The sequence below is a fragment of the Ideonella flava genome, assembly GCF_051857595.1.
GTDB lineage: Bacteria > Pseudomonadota > Gammaproteobacteria > Burkholderiales > Burkholderiaceae_C > Ideonella.
In genome coordinates, this window is record NZ_JBPZHD010000003.1 from 442,219 (window position 1) to 457,615 (window position 15,397).

The 15,397-nt window shown below is 69.9% G+C and carries 12 protein-coding genes; 3 read left to right on the forward strand and 9 right to left on the reverse strand.

The window, feature by feature from the left end; genetic code table 11:
• Position 1: 1 nt before the first annotated feature.
• From ACS5PM_RS08720 to ACS5PM_RS08740, 5 genes are all read right to left on the reverse strand, one after another.
• Positions 2-412 carry a PIN-like domain-containing protein gene (locus tag ACS5PM_RS08720; protein ID WP_439387208.1) on the reverse strand — a complete coding sequence of 137 codons (411 nt, stop codon included), beginning with the start codon at positions 410-412 and terminating at the stop codon, positions 2-4.
• A complete protein-coding gene (locus ACS5PM_RS08725; protein ID WP_439387209.1) occupies positions 409-1,116 on the reverse strand; it encodes a DUF433 domain-containing protein in 708 nt (235 codons plus the stop codon). The genes ACS5PM_RS08720 and ACS5PM_RS08725 overlap by 4 nt, the downstream gene beginning before the upstream one ends.
• A 284-nt stretch (positions 1,117-1,400) precedes the next feature.
• Complete coding sequence (locus tag ACS5PM_RS08730) at positions 1,401-5,198, reverse strand: response regulator (protein ID WP_439387210.1); 3,798 nt, start codon at positions 5,196-5,198, stop codon at positions 1,401-1,403.
• Positions 5,199-5,317: 119 nt separating this feature from the next.
• Positions 5,318-6,298 carry a potassium channel beta subunit family protein gene (locus ACS5PM_RS08735; protein ID WP_439387211.1) on the reverse strand — a complete coding sequence of 327 codons (981 nt, stop codon included), beginning with the start codon at positions 6,296-6,298 and terminating at the stop codon, positions 5,318-5,320.
• 196 nt (positions 6,299-6,494) lie between these two features.
• Positions 6,495-8,297 (reverse strand): glycoside hydrolase family 15 protein, encoded by a 1,803-nt coding sequence (locus tag ACS5PM_RS08740; protein ID WP_439387212.1) that lies wholly within the window; start codon positions 8,295-8,297, stop codon positions 6,495-6,497.
• Between the two features lie 103 nt (positions 8,298-8,400).
• Here ACS5PM_RS08740 and ACS5PM_RS08745 point away from each other — a divergent pair, with 103 nt between their 5' ends.
• The 3 genes from ACS5PM_RS08745 to ACS5PM_RS08755 all read left to right on the forward strand — a co-directional run bounded on the left by ACS5PM_RS08745 (position 8,401) and on the right by ACS5PM_RS08755 (position 11,942).
• Entirely contained in the window at positions 8,401-10,680 is a 2,280-nt protein-coding gene (locus ACS5PM_RS08745; RefSeq protein WP_439387213.1) for an alpha,alpha-trehalose-phosphate synthase (UDP-forming), read from the forward strand.
• Positions 10,658-11,440, forward strand: a complete 783-nt coding sequence (otsB, locus tag ACS5PM_RS08750) for a trehalose-phosphatase (RefSeq protein ID WP_439387214.1) — start codon at positions 10,658-10,660, stop codon at positions 11,438-11,440. The genes ACS5PM_RS08745 and otsB overlap by 23 nt, the downstream gene beginning before the upstream one ends.
• A gap of 127 nt (positions 11,441-11,567) precedes the next feature.
• Positions 11,568-11,942: a hypothetical protein gene (locus ACS5PM_RS08755; protein WP_439387215.1), complete on the forward strand. Its 375-nt coding sequence runs from the start codon at positions 11,568-11,570 to the stop codon at positions 11,940-11,942.
• Here the strand turns inward: ACS5PM_RS08755 and ACS5PM_RS08760 are convergent.
• From ACS5PM_RS08760 to ACS5PM_RS08775, 4 genes are read right to left on the reverse strand one after another with little or no spacing between them, the layout of a single operon-like run.
• Entirely contained in the window at positions 11,939-12,340 is a 402-nt protein-coding gene (locus tag ACS5PM_RS08760; RefSeq protein WP_439387216.1) for a PPC domain-containing DNA-binding protein, read from the reverse strand. The genes ACS5PM_RS08755 and ACS5PM_RS08760 overlap by 4 nt on opposite strands.
• Before the next feature lie 8 nt (positions 12,341-12,348).
• A complete protein-coding gene (locus tag ACS5PM_RS08765; protein ID WP_439387217.1) occupies positions 12,349-12,768 on the reverse strand; it encodes a VOC family protein in 420 nt (139 codons plus the stop codon).
• Positions 12,765-14,561: a M48 family metalloprotease gene (locus ACS5PM_RS08770; RefSeq protein ID WP_439387218.1), complete on the reverse strand. Its 1,797-nt coding sequence runs from the start codon at positions 14,559-14,561 to the stop codon at positions 12,765-12,767. Before ACS5PM_RS08770 ends, ACS5PM_RS08765 begins: the two co-directional genes overlap by 4 nt.
• A complete protein-coding gene (locus tag ACS5PM_RS08775) occupies positions 14,561-15,322 on the reverse strand; it encodes a tetratricopeptide repeat protein (RefSeq protein ID WP_439387219.1) in 762 nt (253 codons plus the stop codon). The genes ACS5PM_RS08770 and ACS5PM_RS08775 overlap by 1 nt, the downstream gene beginning before the upstream one ends.
• Between the last annotated feature and the right edge of the window lie 75 nt (positions 15,323-15,397).

Sequence of the window (15,397 nt, forward strand, 5' to 3'; positions counted from 1 at the left end):
GTCAAACACTGGTGAACTTTTTTCCAGAGGAATGCTTCCATGGAATTCGGTGCACTCCGCCACGTGCCAATCGAGCGTGCTGCAACACCGTCGGCCACCACAGGACCATTCGCGCGCTCTTTAGCCAAAAGGCATGGTCCGACCATTGAGCGTCCAAGACGTAGACGGTATGTCCAGCGCGCCGGAGCGCTTCGCGCTCGGCACCGTGGCTCTTCTTGAACTTGTCGAGGCTCACGATGTACCAGTCCGCGCCATGCGCACTGACATCGTTGATCCACACGGTATCGGGCGTGGCCGGCGGAAAGAGGTCTGTCAGGTGGACGATTCGTCCAATGCCGTCCTCCGAGCGCGAAAGCTCGGCGATGGCATGCGCCAAGTCCGCCGGAAGATTGTTGTCGAACAGAAAGTTCAAGCTGCCAATCGCTGCTCGAAGAGGACTGCTGCGTTGACTGCCTGAGGGGTTACGCGGTACAGCTTGGCCACCCTTGAGCGATCCTTGCCTTCTGCAAGGTAGGCGGCATACAGCGTGTCTGTGGGCACACCACTGGCTGCGACGATCGGCTCACCAAACTGCACTTGAGGATCGAGGACGATGATTCGCGCCTTGGGCACTGGAAACCACCGTTGCGCCCGCCCATGACTGTCGTAATCGATGCCTTCAAAAAGGGACGGCCGGATGACAGCATCGAAAACAAACTGACGCCGACGTATGTCCATTAGTCGAGGGTCTTCGCCAGAGCGCTCCACCGCTTCCAAGAAGATTCGCTTGCCGTCGGTCAGAAATCGCTTGGATTGGAGCGGGTACCGTCCGAGGAACTCGGATGCAGTATCGATGGTGGCTCGAATGACGCGAAGCGATACACCCTGACCGATGAACTTGGCAACTGTTCGGAGTTCCAGGAGATCCTGAAAACCAAGAACGCGCTCTCCCCCCAGGTCTTCGTCATCTTCGTATTGAAGGTGCCAAAGCGGCCCTGAGCTGGAACGTCCATCCCTGGATTTCCAGGAGTAGCCTCGCAGCCAGCGCCGAACGTTACGAGCATCCGCGCCCACCAGGCGGGCAGCTTGGCGCAGCGGGTACAACCCGGTTCCAATTAGCGCGTCTGGTGTGTCCATGGCGGCATCGAGTGTACAGGCCAGAATTTGACGTCCGAGGGGCGAATCATGCCGGTCGTTGATACATCTGCGGCCCGAGAATCTGCATCATCCGTTCGGGGTTGTCGAGCGGAGTGACGCCGTACTGCGCGTACAGGCCGTGCGCATCCCTGGTGCCGAGCATGACGCGGCGGGCGACCAGTAGTTGCGCGTCAGGTAGGCATGGACGGCTGCAGGTCGAGCCGTGCGGGGTCGGTGGACCCTTCATAGGTGCCACCGGTCATCGGTCAATTATCTCGACGGCCTCAACAAGCCTGCAGCTCCGCCTGCAAGCGTGCGGTGAGCGACCGCAGCTCCGACTCGATGGCGTCCGCCTGAGCGGTGGCCTGTTCGCCGTCCGCGACCGCTCGCTCGAACGCGTGCAGCGCGAGCTCCAGGCCGACGGCGCCGACCGAGGCGCAGGCGCCGCGCAGCGAATGCGCCCGGGCCCTGGACAAGCCGACCGGCGGCCCGCCGTAGGTCTCCACGAAGCACTCGAGCACCCGGCGCAGAAGCCGGGGTTCGCCTCCGAGCAGTTGCAGCGCCCGACCGACGTCCAGGCCCTCGACGGCGGCGAGGCGGTCGTGCAGCGGCCGGCCCTCGGGCGAGCCGGGCATCGGCGTGGGCCCCTCGGCCGGCGCGCTCGTCGCTCCGACCGGCACGGCCAGCCAGCGGGCCAGGGTGGCATACAGTTTTTCGGGGTCCACCGGCTTGGCCACGTGGTCGTTCATGCCCGCGTTCAGGCAGGCGCGGCGGTCCTCGCCGAAGGCGTTGGCCGTCATGGCGACGATGGGCAGGGCGGCCTGGCCGGCAGCGCGGATCCGGCGGGTCGCCTCCAGGCCGTCGACATCGGGCATCTGCATGTCCATCAGGACGAGGTCGAAGCCGCCCGACAGGGCCCGCTCCACCGCGCGCCGGCCGTCGCCGACCACCTCGACTGAGAACCCCGCCGTCCTGAGCAGGGCGCTGGCGACCTCCTGGTTGACCGGGTTGTCCTCGGCCAGCAGCACGCGGCAGCCGCGGTGCCGCGATTGCAGCAGCGATTCCATCGGGCCGGCCGAGCCGGGTGCAGGCCGGGCCGCCACTTCCGCGCCAAGCAGCACACCGGTCAGGGCTTCGCGCAGCGCCGACGGCGTGACGGGCTTGGCGATTACGGCGCCGAAGCCCGCCTGCCGCGCCTGCTGCCGGAGCTCGTCGCCATCGCTGGCAGTAGCCATCACGGCAGGTGGTGTCGTGTCGCCGAGGTGCACGCGCAACAGTTGCAGCGTCTGGAGGCCGTCGGGCGGCCCCATGGCGCCATCGAGCAGCACGACGTCGTAGGCGCGCCCCGCCGTGTGTTCGGCGCGCACCGCTTCGATCGCGGCTTGCGGGTCGCCGAAGTCGTCGACGCGCATGCCCAGGTCCCCCAGCCGGCCGCGCAGGACCTCGCGCGATTCGGCGAGGTCGTCGACCAGCAGGACACGCCGACCGGCCAGGTCGGCGGCCACGGGCGAAATGCTTTCCCGGCCGCTCTGCAACCAGGCGCTGAACCAGAAGCGGCTGCCCTGCCCGGGCTGGCTTTCGACGCCGACCTCGCCGCCCATCATGGCCGCGATGTGCCGCGTCAACGCCAGCCCGAGCCCGGTGCCGCCATGGCGGCGGGTGATGGAGCTGTCGGCCTGCTCGAAGGCGTCGAACAGGTGCGCCTGCGCCTGCGGCGCGATGCCGATGCCGGTGTCGCTCACCTCGAAGCGAAGCAGCTGCAGGTCGCCTTGCCGGCGCAGGCGCTGGATGCGCAGCCGCACCCAGCCCGTTTCGGTGAACTTGACCGCGTTGCTGAGCAGGTTGATGACCGCCTGCGAAAGCCGCGTCGGGTCGCCGCACAGGGCATCCGGCCCGTGCTCGCAATCGAGCACCAGCTCCAGGCCCTTCTCGCGGGCCGGGCCGCTAACCATCTCGAAGGCTCGCTCGGCGAGGCGGTCCAGCGAGAACTCGGTGTCCTCCAGCGTCATCTTGCCGGCCTCGATCTTGGACAGGTCGAGGATGTCGTTGATCACCTGCAGCAGGTGCTTCGCCGCCGTCTCGACCTTCGCCAGCCGGCTGGCCTGCACGGCATCGGTGGCGTCCCGGGCCATCAGGTGCGTCAAGCCGATCACCGCGTTCATGGGGGTGCGGATCTCGTGGCTCATCTTGGCCAGGAAGGCGCTCTTGGCCCGGGTGGCGACCTCGGCCTCCTCCGCCCGCCGCCCGAGTTCGCGTTGCATCGCCTCGATCTGTTGCTCTCGGGCCCGGCGCTCGCTGTTGTCCACCATCGTGGCCCGGTTGGCGACGTGCCGGCCGTCGGCGTCGCGAACCATCACCGCGCTGATGAGCACGGGCAGGATGCGACCGTCCTTGCACACGATGTCGTACTCGAGATCGTGCACCGCGCCCAGGCGCTGGAAGTCGGCGTAGCGCTGCCTGAACAGCTCCTGGCTGGGCGGCGTGAAAAAGCGACCGAGGGGCTGGCCGATGTACTCCTCGCGCGCATAGCCGAGCAGCTTCAGCTCGGTGGCGTTCGCCGACTGGAGGGTGCCGTCGGGCGACAGCGAGTGATAGCCGCAGGGAGCGTTGTCGTAGAGATCGGCCAGCACGCGGTTGGCCGCCTCCAGCTCGGCCGTGCGGCGGGCCACCAGCTCGCCCAGCTCGGCCTGCTGCCGCTCCAGCAGGGCCCGGGCGTGGCGCTCGGACGTCACGTCCGCCACCATCGCGACGAAGTGCGACTCGCCGGCGATCTCCACCCGGCAGGCAGAAAAGGCCACGTCGACCAGCTGGCCGGACCGGTGGCGCAGCTTCGCTTCGGTCGACGGGACGCGGCCGGTCTCGTGCAGCAGTCGATGGACGTCGGACCTGAACCCGTTGTCCGGCCACAGCTGGAACTCGAGGCTGCTGCGGCCGACGACCGCATCCCGGGCGTGACCGCTCAGCGCCTCGAAGGCAGCGTTCACCTCGACGAAGTGCTGGTTGTCCATCCGCCCGACGGCCATGGCGACCGGCGCACTTTCGAACAGGATGGCGAAGCGCTGGTGGGCTTCGCGCGCCTGGTCCAGCGCCCGCTGGCGCTGCTCGTCGGCCTCGTGGATGGCGCTGCGGGCGTCGTCGATCTCCCGGATGGCCGATCCCTGCGGGCGCTGCCGGTCGGAGGTGGTCAGCGAGGCCACCGCCCTGGCCAGGCGCTGCCCGCCATGGCGCCCGGCGATGAGTCCGGCGACGGTGGCGCCGACGATCAGGAGGAGCAAGGCGGCGCCCGGGCCGGCGGCGACCGCGATGAAGCGACCGGCCGGCGGCTGGACCGCGATCGTCCATGGCCCGACTGCGCTGGCCTCGCTGAAGCGCTGGCGGCCTTCGCCCGGGGTGGCCTCGCCGCGGCTGGCGATCACCGCGCCCCGGCTGTCGAGCAAGGCCACATGCCAGTCCTGTGGTGCATCGACCTTGTCGATCAACGCCTGGAATCGGCTGGTTTCCATGGGCGAGACCAACACGTGGTCGGCGCGGCCCTCCCGCGTCACGGGCACCGCGACCGCCACCATCGGTCGCCGCCCGACCGGGCCGATGAACAGGTCCCCCACCGCGGGGCGGCCGGTGGCCAGGGCGGTCGGTGCGGCCGCGCGCCCGGCGGGCCGGGGCAGCCTGGGCAAGGGATCGCCGTAGCGCACCGCGCTGTGCAGCAGCATCTGCCCGCGGCCATCGGCCAGGATCAGCTCACCGCCCGTACGCGTGCGGAAAGACTGTGCACGGCGGTGGAAGTCGGCGAGGTCGGTCGCATCCAGCCGGGGCGAGTCGGCCAGCATCTGCAGGGCCAGGATCCGGTCATTCAGCGCCTCGTCGGCCAGTTGTGCCACATGCAGGGCGAGCAGGGCGCCGGCGCGGTCGTCGGCGAGCTGCAGGCGGCGCACGCTGTCCGCCGCCAGCGCGACCGCCAGCAGCAGCAGGGGGAGCATGGACAACCAGATCAGGCGCCGCAGGTAGCGCGCCAGCGAAACCGGCGCGCCACCGCGCTCGCGCCGCCTTCCCTGGATCTTGTTGCGGATCTCGGCGCTGACCATTCGACGCGCTCGAACCTTTGGTGGATTTGACCCGCAGGCTAAGAGCGCGGCGCGTGCGCCACCTTGACGCCAATCAAGTCACGGCATCGGCCGACCCTCGGCCGTGTCCACCCGCAGCGTCACTGTGCCAACGGGGCACAGATGGCATCGATGCGTGCCACCACTTCGGGCGTCAGCTTGTCAGCCACCTGCAAGGCCCCGAGGTTGTCCTTGAGCTGGTCCGCGCGCGAGGCGCCGGTGATGACGCTGGACACGCGCGGGTTCCTCAGGATCCACGCGATGGCCAGCTGGGCGGTGCTGCCGCCCAGCTCTTCGGCGATGGGCGCCAGCTGCGCCACGGCCGCGTTCTTCACCGCATCCGTCAGGCCCTCGCGCAGGAAGGCGACGTTGTCCATCGCGCCGCGCGAGCCGGCGGGGATGCCCTGCGCATACTTGCCGGTCAGCAGGCCCGAGGCGAGCGGGCTCCAGGTGGTCAGGCCGAGGCCGAGATCCTCGTACAGGCGCGCGTACTCCTGCTCGACGCGCTGGCGGTGGAACAGGTGGTACTGCGGCTGCTCGACCACCGGCTTGTGAAGATGGTGACGCTCGGCGATCTCCCACGCGGCGCGGATGTCGCCCGCGCTCCACTCGCTGGTGCCCCAGTACAGCGCCTTGCCCTGGCGGATCATGTCGCTCATCGCCCAGACGGTTTCCTCCACCGGTGTGTTCGGGTCCGGCCGATGGCAATAGACGAGGTCGATGTGCTCCAGGCCGAAGCGCTTGAGCGAGCCATCGATGGCCTGCATCAGGTACTTGCGGTTGAGCGTGTTGCGGCGGTTGATGCCTTCGCCGCCGCGGTCCAGGCCCCAGAAGAACTTGGTCGACACGACGTAGTTCAGGCGTGGCCATTGCAGGCGCTTGAGGGCTTCGCCCATCACCTCCTCGCTTCGCCCCAGCGCGTAGGCCTCGGCGTTGTCGAAGAAGTTGATGCCGGCATCGAAGGCCGCGGCCATCATCTCGACGGCCGCGTTGACATCGACCTGGTTGTGGTACGTGATCCACGAGCCGAGCGACAGCTCGCTCAACTGCAGGCCGGCGCGGCCGAGACGGCGGTAACGCATGAGATGGAGCCTCAGTGAATGTGGGCCCCCACGGCCCTTGCCAGGGCCTGCCCCCCGATGGGGCTCGCGCAGCGGACCGGCAAAGCCGGATCCGCGCACGCCCTGGGTGTTCTGCGGCGCCTGGCGGCGCGCAGTCTAGGCTTGTCCTTGTGACCGAGCTCTCGGGGGCGGGCCCCGGCAGGGGCCGTGGGGGCCTTCATACCGCGTCGGCCCATGGCGCGGACAGTTGCATCGCGCCGTTGATGATCCCGACCATCGAGTAGGTCTGCGGGAAGTTGCCCCAGAGCTCGCCGCTGCGCGGGTCGAGATCTTCGGACAGCAGGCCGACGTGGTTGCGCCGCGCGAGCAGTGCCTCGAAGGCGGCGCGCGCCTCGGCGCGGCGACCGGTGCGCGCCAGGGCATCGACGCGCCAGAAGGCACACACGTTGAACGCCGTCTCCGGGCGCCCGAAGTCGTCCCGGCCCTCGTAGCGGCGCATGAAGGGGCCGTCGCAGAGCGTGCGCTCCATCGCCTCCACCGTGGCCATGAAGCGCGGGTCGGAACCGGGCAGGAAGCCGACCTCGGCCATCAGCAGCACGCTCGCATCCAGGTCGCGCCCGCCGAAGCTCTCGACGAAGGCCTGGCGCTCCTCGCTCCAGGCGGCGCTGAGGATGCGCGAGCGGATCAGGTCGGCGCGCTCGCGCCAGAAGGCCGCGCGGGCCGACTTGTGGAGCACCAGCGCGATCTTGGCCAGCCGGTCGCACGCCGCCCAGCACATCAGCGACGACGAGGTGTGCACGCGGGCGCGGGTGCGCAGCTCCCACATCCCGGCATCGGGCTGATCATGCAGGGCGAAGGCGCGCTCGCCGACCATCTCGAGCTGGGCGAAGTCGCTCGCGTCGGCACGGCGGAACAGGCGATGGTCGTGGAAGGCCTGCGAAGCGCCGAGCACGATGTTGCCGTAGACATCGTGCTGGAAGTGCTCGTAGGCCTGGTTGCCCACGCGCACCGGGCCCATGCCGCGGTAGCCCGGCAGCTGCGTCTCGATGCGCTCCGTCAGTTGGCGCTCCAGGTCGATGCCGTACAGCGGCTGCACATGGCCATCGGCGTCGCGCACCACGTCGTGCAGCCAGCGAAGGTAGTCCTCCATCGTGCCGACCTCGGACAGGCTGTTGAGCGCGCGCACGACGAAGAAGGCGTCACGCAGCCAGCAGTAGCGGTAGTCCCAGTTGCGGCCGCTGTTGGGCGCCTCGGGGATGCTGGTGGTCATGGCGGCGACGATGGCGCCCGTCTCCTCGAACTGGCAGAGCTTGAGCGTGATGGCCGCGCGGATCACCGCTTCCTGCCACTCCAGCGGCACCGCCAGCCGCCTCGTCCAGTGCTGCCAGTGCAGGGCCGTCTGCTCCTCGAAATCGCGGGCGGTCTGCTCGATGGCGCCTTCGAAGGTCTCGTCCGGGCCGAGGATGAAGCTCACCGGCGAGTGCAGCGAGAACCAGCGCTCGGCCGCGACGTAGGTGGGCGGCGCGCTGGTGTTCAGGCGAAGCACCTGCCCCGGCAACACATAACGCAGGTGATTGCTGCCACGCGTGAGTTCCGGCGCCGCCGTGCCCCATTCACCCCGCGGCCGCACGATGACCCGGATGCGCGGATGCCCCTGCACCGGCTTGACCCGGCGCACCAGCTGGGCGGGCCGGAAAGTTCGGCCGTGATGCGGGAATCGAGGGCAGAAATCGGTCATCTCGATCGCCTGGCCGGCGGCATCCTCGATGCGGGTGCGAACGATCGCCGTGCCCGGGATGTAGCTCTGCTCGGTGCGCACCGCGTTCTCCAGCTCCACCGACAGCCGCCCGTCCATGGGGTCGTCGGTCGAACCGAGCAGAGCGTGGAACACCGGATCGCCGTCGAAACGCGGCATGCAACACCAGACGATGTCGCCTCCGCGGTCGATGAGCGCGCTGATCGCGCAGTTGCCCGTCAGGGCCAGGTCGAGGGTGGATGAACGTAAACCTTGGAGATGCATGGATACACACCTTTGAGTTCTTTGATGAGAAGGTCGCCAACCGCGCCCCCGGGGCAAACGCCGGGCCTGGCAGGCACGCTGATTGCCGACAGGCCCGAAGACCATGAAAACACTTCGTCTCCAACTACGCTTCTTGATTCCCCTGGTGTTGACCTTGGTCCTGGCAGCCTTGATAGCGCTGCCCCTGATGGATCGGCTGACACTACGCTGGTTCGCGCGGGACCTCAACAACCGCGATGCGCTGGTGGCTAACACGTTAGCGGATGCCATCACCGAAGCTGAAACCGATGGCAAGGCCTGGCGGGTGCAATCGATGTTCGAGCGCGCCGTGCAGGACGAGCGGCTGGTCGCCATCGCCTTGTGCAGCTCCGACGACCGCCTGCTGCGCCGCACCGACGGCTACCCGCGCACGCTCGGCTGCGCACGCGCGCGCGAGATCAGCTCGCATCCCGATCCGCGCCTGCAGGTCGAAGGCGGCGCGGTCCACGTGGGCGTGCACGCACTGGATGCCCAGGTCGCGGATTCGGACAGCCTCGTGCTGCTGCACGACCTGAGCTTCATCGACCACCGGAGCGCCGACACGCGCCGCTACCTCGTCGGCTTCATCGTCCTGCTGGGCCTGGCGATGGCGCTCATCACCGTGGTGGTGGCGCAGATCAGCTGGCGCGGCTGGGTTTCCGGCATGCAGGGGATCCTGCGCGGCGAAGGGCTGATCCGGCCGCTGCTGAACCCGCCGCCCGAGCTGCAGCCCTTCGCCAGCGAAGTGCGGGCCCGCCTGCGCGACCTGGAGGACGAATACCGCCGCAGCCTCGACCTGATGTCCGGCTGGACGCCCGAGAGACTGCGCTCGCTGCTGCAGACGCAGCTGCGCGGCGACCAGGTCATCGTGGTCTCCAACCGCGAGCCCTACCTGCACGAGCGTCTGAACGACGGGCGCGTCATCGTCCGCCGCCCGGCCAGCGGCCTGGTGACCGCGGTCGAGCCGGTGATGCGTGCCTGCTCCGGCACCTGGATCGCCCACGGCAGCGGCAGCGCCGACCGCGACTTCGTGGACGACCGGGACTGCATCTCCGTGCCGCCCGGCGCGCACGACTACACCCTGCGCCGCGTCTGGCTCACGCCGCAGGAGGAAGAGGGCTACTACAACGGCTTCGCCAACGAAGGCCTGTGGCCCTTGTGCCACGTGGCCCACGTGCGGCCGGTGTTCCGCGAATCCGACTGGCAGTTCTACAAGGAGGTCAACCGCCGCTTCGCCGACGCGGTGGTGGCCGAGGCGCGCAGCGAAGACCCGGTCGTGCTGGTGCAGGATTACCACTTCGCCCTGCTGCCGGAAATGATCCGCGAGCGGCTGCCGCGAGCGACCATCCTCACCTTCTGGCACATCCCCTGGCCGAACCCCGAATCCTTCGGCATCTGCCCCTGGCGGCGCGAGATCCTGCAGGGCATGCTGGGCAGCACCATCCTGGGCTTCCACACCCGCTACCACTGCAAGAACTTCATCGAGACGGTGGATCGCTACCTCGAGGCACGCATCGAGCACGAGCACTCCACCATCTCGTTCCGCGACAAGGAGACGCTGGTCGAGAGCTATCCGATCTCCATCGCCTGGCCGGAAGACAACGTGCGCGCGCTCTCGGTGGAGGAGTGCCGCCGCCGCGTCTTCGAGCGGCTGGAGCTGGCCCCCGGCACCTGCCTGGCGCTGGGCGTGGACCGCTTCGACTACACCAAGGGCATCCTGGAGCGGCTGCATGCGGTCGAGCGCATGCTGGAAAAGCGCCCCGAGTGGGTGGGCCGCTTCGTCTTCGTCCAGGTGGCGGCGCCCACCCGCAGCGCCCTGGAGGAGTACCGCGCCTTCCAGCAACGCATCCACTCGGTGGCCGACCGCATCAACCAGCACTACGGCGGGCCGGGCTACCAGCCGGTGCGACTGCTGGCCGAGCACCACGAGCACGACGCCATCACCGAGCTGTTCCGGGCGAGTCATATCTGCGTGGTCACCAGCCTGCACGACGGCATGAACCTGGTCAGCAAGGAGTTCGTCGCGGCCCGCGACGACGAGCAGGGCGTGCTGGTGCTGAGCCGATTTGCCGGCGCGGCGCGGGAACTCTCCGAGGCGCTGATCGTCAATCCGTATCACGTCGAGGAAACTGCCGATGCGCTGCACCGGGCGGCCACCATGCCGCCGGCCGAGCAACGCGAACGCATGGCGAGCCTGCGCATGACGGTGCGCGAGAACAATGTGTTCCGCTGGGCCGGGCGCATGCTGGCCGATGCGGGGCGCTTCCGCCTGCGTGAACGCATCGCGGCGCGCGTGCAGCGCCACACCGACGAACACGACCAGAAGCATCAATCCCAGCCGGATGAAACGACTCTTCACGCCTGAAGGTGAGGCGGCCCTGCTGCACACCATGCAGCACCGCCCTTTGGTGGCGTTCGATTTCGATGGCACGCTGGCGCCGATCGTCGCGCGCCCGGCCGATGCGCGCGTGCCAGCCGCCGTCGCCCATCGCCTGCAACGTCTGGCTCGGCGCCTGCCGGTGGCCGTCGTCTCGGGCCGACAGGTGCAGGACGTACGCCAGCGCCTGTTGTTCACCCCATGGCGCGTCGTGGGCAACCACGGCGCCGAAGACGACCTGGCCACGGCCGTGGACGAGGACCGCGCCGCCGCGCTGGCCCCGGCGCGCGCCGCCCTGAACGCCGCCGCCGACCATCTGCGCGCCGCCGGGGTGATGATCGAGGACAAGGGGCTGTCGTTCGCCTTGCACTACCGCCTGGCGAGCGACATAGGCGCCGCGAGGCACGCGATCGAGGATCTCCTGACGCGCCTGCCGCCCGGCCTGGCGGCCTTCGGCGGGAAGATGGTGGTCAACATCGTGGGAGCGCTGTCACGCGACAAGGCCGACGCGGTGGCCGACCTGGTGGCCGCCAGCGGCGCGCCGGCCGCCGTGTTCGTCGGCGACGACATCAACGATGAGCCGGTGTTCGAACGCTCCGAGCCCAGCTGGCTGACGGTGCGGGTCGGCCAGGACGACCCGCGCTCCAAGGCGAGCTGGTTCCTCGACGGCCCGGCCGACCTGCCGCGGCTGCTCGACCGCATGCTGGCGGCGCTGCCCAGTCCCGGGGATCCCGACAGCCAGTTGTGAGCCCCCCCAGGCGGGTGGCGTGGCGTTCGCGCGGCGCCCGGGCCGCGACAGCGTTCACGAAACCGGCGGGGACGTGGCGGTCCGGCCCTCCCCGCGCGGGGGGCCGATGCTAAGGTGCCGCCACCCCATGAGATCCACCCGATTCGCCCGTTACGGCGTGCGCGCCGCCGTTGCCGCCAGCAGCCTGCTGGTCCAGGCCGGGACGTGGGCGGCCGAGTGCGCGCAGATGCGCGGCGGCGAGCTGCTGCTGCGCTCGTCGGACGCGTGCCTGGCCCAGATGCGGCGCGACCCGGCGATGCGACAGCAGGTCGCGCGCACGATCGAGGGCCAGGTGCTCACGGTGGCGGCGGCAGGCCCCGCCAGCCCTTCGCCACGCGCGAGTCGCAGCAGCCCGGGACTGGGCCACCCGCTGGCACGCCTTTCGATGCTCAATGCCCAGAGCCGCTACCTGTGGTCCCTGGGCAACCCGGCACCCACCTACTACGGGCAGACGGCGCCCTAGCTCCGCCGCCGCGCCACCAGCTCGGCGTAGCCGGTCGCTGGATCCTGCTCCCGCCCCAGTTGCCATTGCGGCAGCGTTGCCAGCAGCAGCTCGGCCGTCGTGCGGACGACGCACCCCTGGGTGACATGCCCCCCGATCAGCGAGCCGTCGGCCCGGGCGAGCGAGGCGTGAAGGTGGGCGCCGTCGGGCGTGACGCTGCCGGCGAGCGTCAGCAGCTCCAGGTCGCCTTCGATGAGCGTCGATTCGGGTGCCCCCGCCAGCCGCAGCGACGCGCGCGACAGGCTGCCGATGCCCGACAGCACGAAGGCCGAGCCTGCGCCGGTCTCGCGGGCCACGGCAGCTTCGATCGCAGCGCGAAGATCCTCGCCCGGCAGCAGGCGCAGGACGAGGCTTGGCATCGCTGCGGCTACCAGGCGCCGGTGTTGGGCATCGACGTCCAGGGCTCGGCGGGCGCGAGCGCTTCGCCGGCCTGCAGCAATTCAATCGAGATCTGGTCGGGCGAGCGCACGAAGGCCATCCGGCCGTCGCGCGGCGGGCGGTTGATCGTCACGCCGTGGTCCATCAGGCGCCGGCAGGCGGCGTAGATGTCGGGCACGGCGTACGCCAGGTGGCCGAAGTTGCGCCCACCGGTGTAGACCTCCGGATCCCAGTTGTGGGTCAGCTCCACCTGCGCCGAAGAGTCGCCCGGCGCGGCCAGGAAGACCAGCGTGTAGCGCCCGGCCGGGACCTCCTTGCGCGAAACCACTTCCAGCCCCAGGGCGTCGACATAAAAGCGCAGCGACGCGTCGAGGTCCGTCACGCGGACCATGGTGTGCAGGTATTTCATCCGGCCGAGTTTCTCAGGCCGGGATGGAGGCCGCAATCGACTGTGGAGGCGCTCTTGAGCGCCACGCCTTCGGCGGCCAGGGCCTCGGGCCAGCTCTCGGTGCTCCACCAGGTGCGCACGTGACCTACCCGAGCGGGCGTGATGACCCGCGCCAGCAGCGCGGCGTAGGCCTCGCCGACCCCCCGCTCCGGCGCGCCGCCGTCGATGGCGATCTGCAGGCACAGCGTGACCACCGCATAGCGCCTGCCGCTCGGCAACGTGACGTCGTGCTCCACCCATGCGGCCTGCAGGACCGGCTCGTCCGCAGCGAGTGCCTGGGCCAGGGGGACGAGACGCCAAGGCTCGGCGCAGACGGGCCGGCCCGCGGCCAGTCCAAGCGATTCGCTTCGCTCGCGCGCGGCATCTCGCCGCTGCAACGCCACCGACAGCAGGCCCTGCTGCCTCTGGCGCGTGGCATCGTCGAATGCGGGCGACTGAAGCTCGACCAGGCGGCGCCGCGCCGGCGCCGCGAGCGCCACGCAATCCCGGATCGAGGATTCGAGCCAGCGCTGCGCACGAAGGGGGTCGTGCGGCAGCCACGCGACGCCGGTCCAAAAGGCGGCCAGGGGCGGCTGGCCGGTGGGAGCGTCGGCGTCCTGAGGCGGCATGGGGCAACGGTCGAGCGCGAGGGCGCACTCCAGGGCCTGTTCGCCGGCCGCGCCATCCACCTGTCGCGCACAGGCGTCTCGCCACGCCGCCTCGTGGCGCCAAGCTCGGGCGTGGCGAGCCCGCCAGAGGGCGTTCTCGGCGCCGAGGCAGTCGCCCCACGCGTCGCCCCACCACGCGGGGCCGGCCGCCTGCCCCACGCCGGGAACGACCAGCATCCCGCCCTGCACGCCAAGCGCCCGCAGGCGTTCGCTCACCGGCGGGTGGGTGGCCTCCAGGGGATCCTGGAGCGCATGCCAGGCGTCATCCTCACGCAAGGCCTGCATCAGCACGGCGGGGGCCATCGCCCTGGAAAGCTGCGGCATCGAGTCGCCCAGGGGATCGAGGGGAAGAGGCCCGTCTCCGAAGCAGGTTCGCTCGCCGGCACGTGCCGCCGCGAGGCGGGCCAGGCCGCGCGCGAGCTGCTCGGGCGAGGTCACCCGGGCCGAAAGCGCATCGGCCTCGTATTCGCAGCGCACCGCCTCCGACGCCGAATGGCGCTCGAAAAGGGGAACGAACCGGCGCGCGAAGCCCGCGGCGAGGCGGTACCAGACGATGTCGTCGTCCGCGCCCTGCAGCAGCTGCGTCCATCCCAGTCGCGAGCGGTACAGCCAGTGCCCGGCCGGGCCGAAGTGCCGCGACAGGTGCGCCAGCTCGTGGGCGATCACCGCCTCCATCTCGTCGGCGGGCAGGCTCGCCAGCAAGGGCACGCCGAGCGCCAGCGTGTGGTGGTGGCGCCAGGGCAGCCAGGCATCCTGGTGCGCGATGGCGGCGGCTCCCGGTTCGTGCGTCAGGACGACGCGGGCGACTCGCGGGGCGCGCATGCGGTCGGCCAGCGCGTCCAGGCGATCCCAGAAGGCGGGTGCCTGGTCGCGTCCCACGAGCGTGCCAGCCGGCGCTTCGCCGCCTTGCATCAGCCACCAGGCACCCAGCAAGGTGAGGCCAGTCAGCCACCAGGCCCAGGGCAAGTTGAACCACAGCGCATTCAGGCACATCACCATCGCCAGCGGTGCCAGCACGATGACCTGATAACTCACCGAGCCTGCCAGCGACAGCAGGCCCAGGCTCCAGCGGCGCAGCGCGGAGCCGGTCTCGCCCGGCGCAGTCATCAAGCCGTGTCGCGCGAAGCCGCGGCGGTGGCCGCCTGAAGGCGTTGCAGCGTGGCCTGGTTGAGCTCCCGGGTGTGGCGGTTCCAGCGGGCCATGGCTTGCTGGATCTCGGCATGCAGGCGCGTGGCGAGCTCGCGCTCGCCGTTCAGGGTGGCCCAGATCGCGTACTCGGCGCGGGCTTCGAAGCTGCCGAAGCGGGCCAGCGCCGATTCGAACTCGTGCCGGGCTTCGGCCGGGCGGCCGTTCTCGGCCAGCGCGCGGCCCAGGGTGAGCGACACCTCCTCGGTGCGGAAGCCTTCGTCCTGGGCGCGGATGGCCTGCAGCTGGGCGACGGCCTGGGCGGGACGGCCCGAGGCCAGCCAGGCGCGCGCGGCGCCCCAGCGGATGTCCAGGTCCTTGGCGAAGGGGCCCTTCAGGCAGGCCTCGTAATTGGTCGCGGCTTCATCGGCCTGGCCGGCTTCGAGCAGCGCCAGGGCCAGGCGCATCTGGTTCTGCGCGGTGGGGGTGTAGTCGAAGGCGGCACGCGCCTCGCGCAGCTCGCGGGTCGGATCCAGCGCCTTGGCGGCCCGGGCCACCACCTTGCGGGCGCTGCGCTCCAGGCGCGAATCGGGCAGGTAGATGGCCAGGAAGTAGACGATGCTGCCCAGCAGCGGGAACGAGAACAGGATGAACAGCCAGTAGGTCTGCTGACCGCTGCGCACCGCGTGGATCGCGAAGTAGATCGCGACGAGAAAATGCAAACCCAGACCGACGAACGGCATGTTTCCTCCCTCCTTTTTTCAGGGGGAGGATTGTCGAACAGGTCGGCCGCCCCGCGCGAGCCCGAGGATCGCCGG

Coding starts and splice junctions, on each gene's coding strand:
- ACS5PM_RS08725 (WP_439387209.1), bottom strand. CDS start 1,116: ATGGACACACCAGACGCGCTAATTGGAACCGGGTTGTACCCGCTGCGC.
- ACS5PM_RS08730 (WP_439387210.1), bottom strand. CDS start 5,198: ATGGTCAGCGCCGAGATCCGCAACAAGATCCAGGGAAGGCGGCGCGAG.
- ACS5PM_RS08735 (WP_439387211.1), bottom strand. CDS start 6,298: ATGCGTTACCGCCGTCTCGGCCGCGCCGGCCTGCAGTTGAGCGAGCTG.
- ACS5PM_RS08740 (WP_439387212.1), bottom strand. CDS start 8,297: ATGCATCTCCAAGGTTTACGTTCATCCACCCTCGACCTGGCCCTGACG.
- ACS5PM_RS08745 (WP_439387213.1), top strand. CDS start 8,401: ATGAAAACACTTCGTCTCCAACTACGCTTCTTGATTCCCCTGGTGTTG.
- otsB (WP_439387214.1), top strand. CDS start 10,658: ATGAAACGACTCTTCACGCCTGAAGGTGAGGCGGCCCTGCTGCACACC.
- ACS5PM_RS08755 (WP_439387215.1), top strand. CDS start 11,568: ATGAGATCCACCCGATTCGCCCGTTACGGCGTGCGCGCCGCCGTTGCC.
- ACS5PM_RS08760 (WP_439387216.1), bottom strand. CDS start 12,340: ATGCCAAGCCTCGTCCTGCGCCTGCTGCCGGGCGAGGATCTTCGCGCT.
- ACS5PM_RS08765 (WP_439387217.1), bottom strand. CDS start 12,768: ATGAAATACCTGCACACCATGGTCCGCGTGACGGACCTCGACGCGTCG.
- ACS5PM_RS08770 (WP_439387218.1), bottom strand. CDS start 14,561: ATGACTGCGCCGGGCGAGACCGGCTCCGCGCTGCGCCGCTGGAGCCTG.
- ACS5PM_RS08775 (WP_439387219.1), bottom strand. CDS start 15,322: ATGCCGTTCGTCGGTCTGGGTTTGCATTTTCTCGTCGCGATCTACTTC.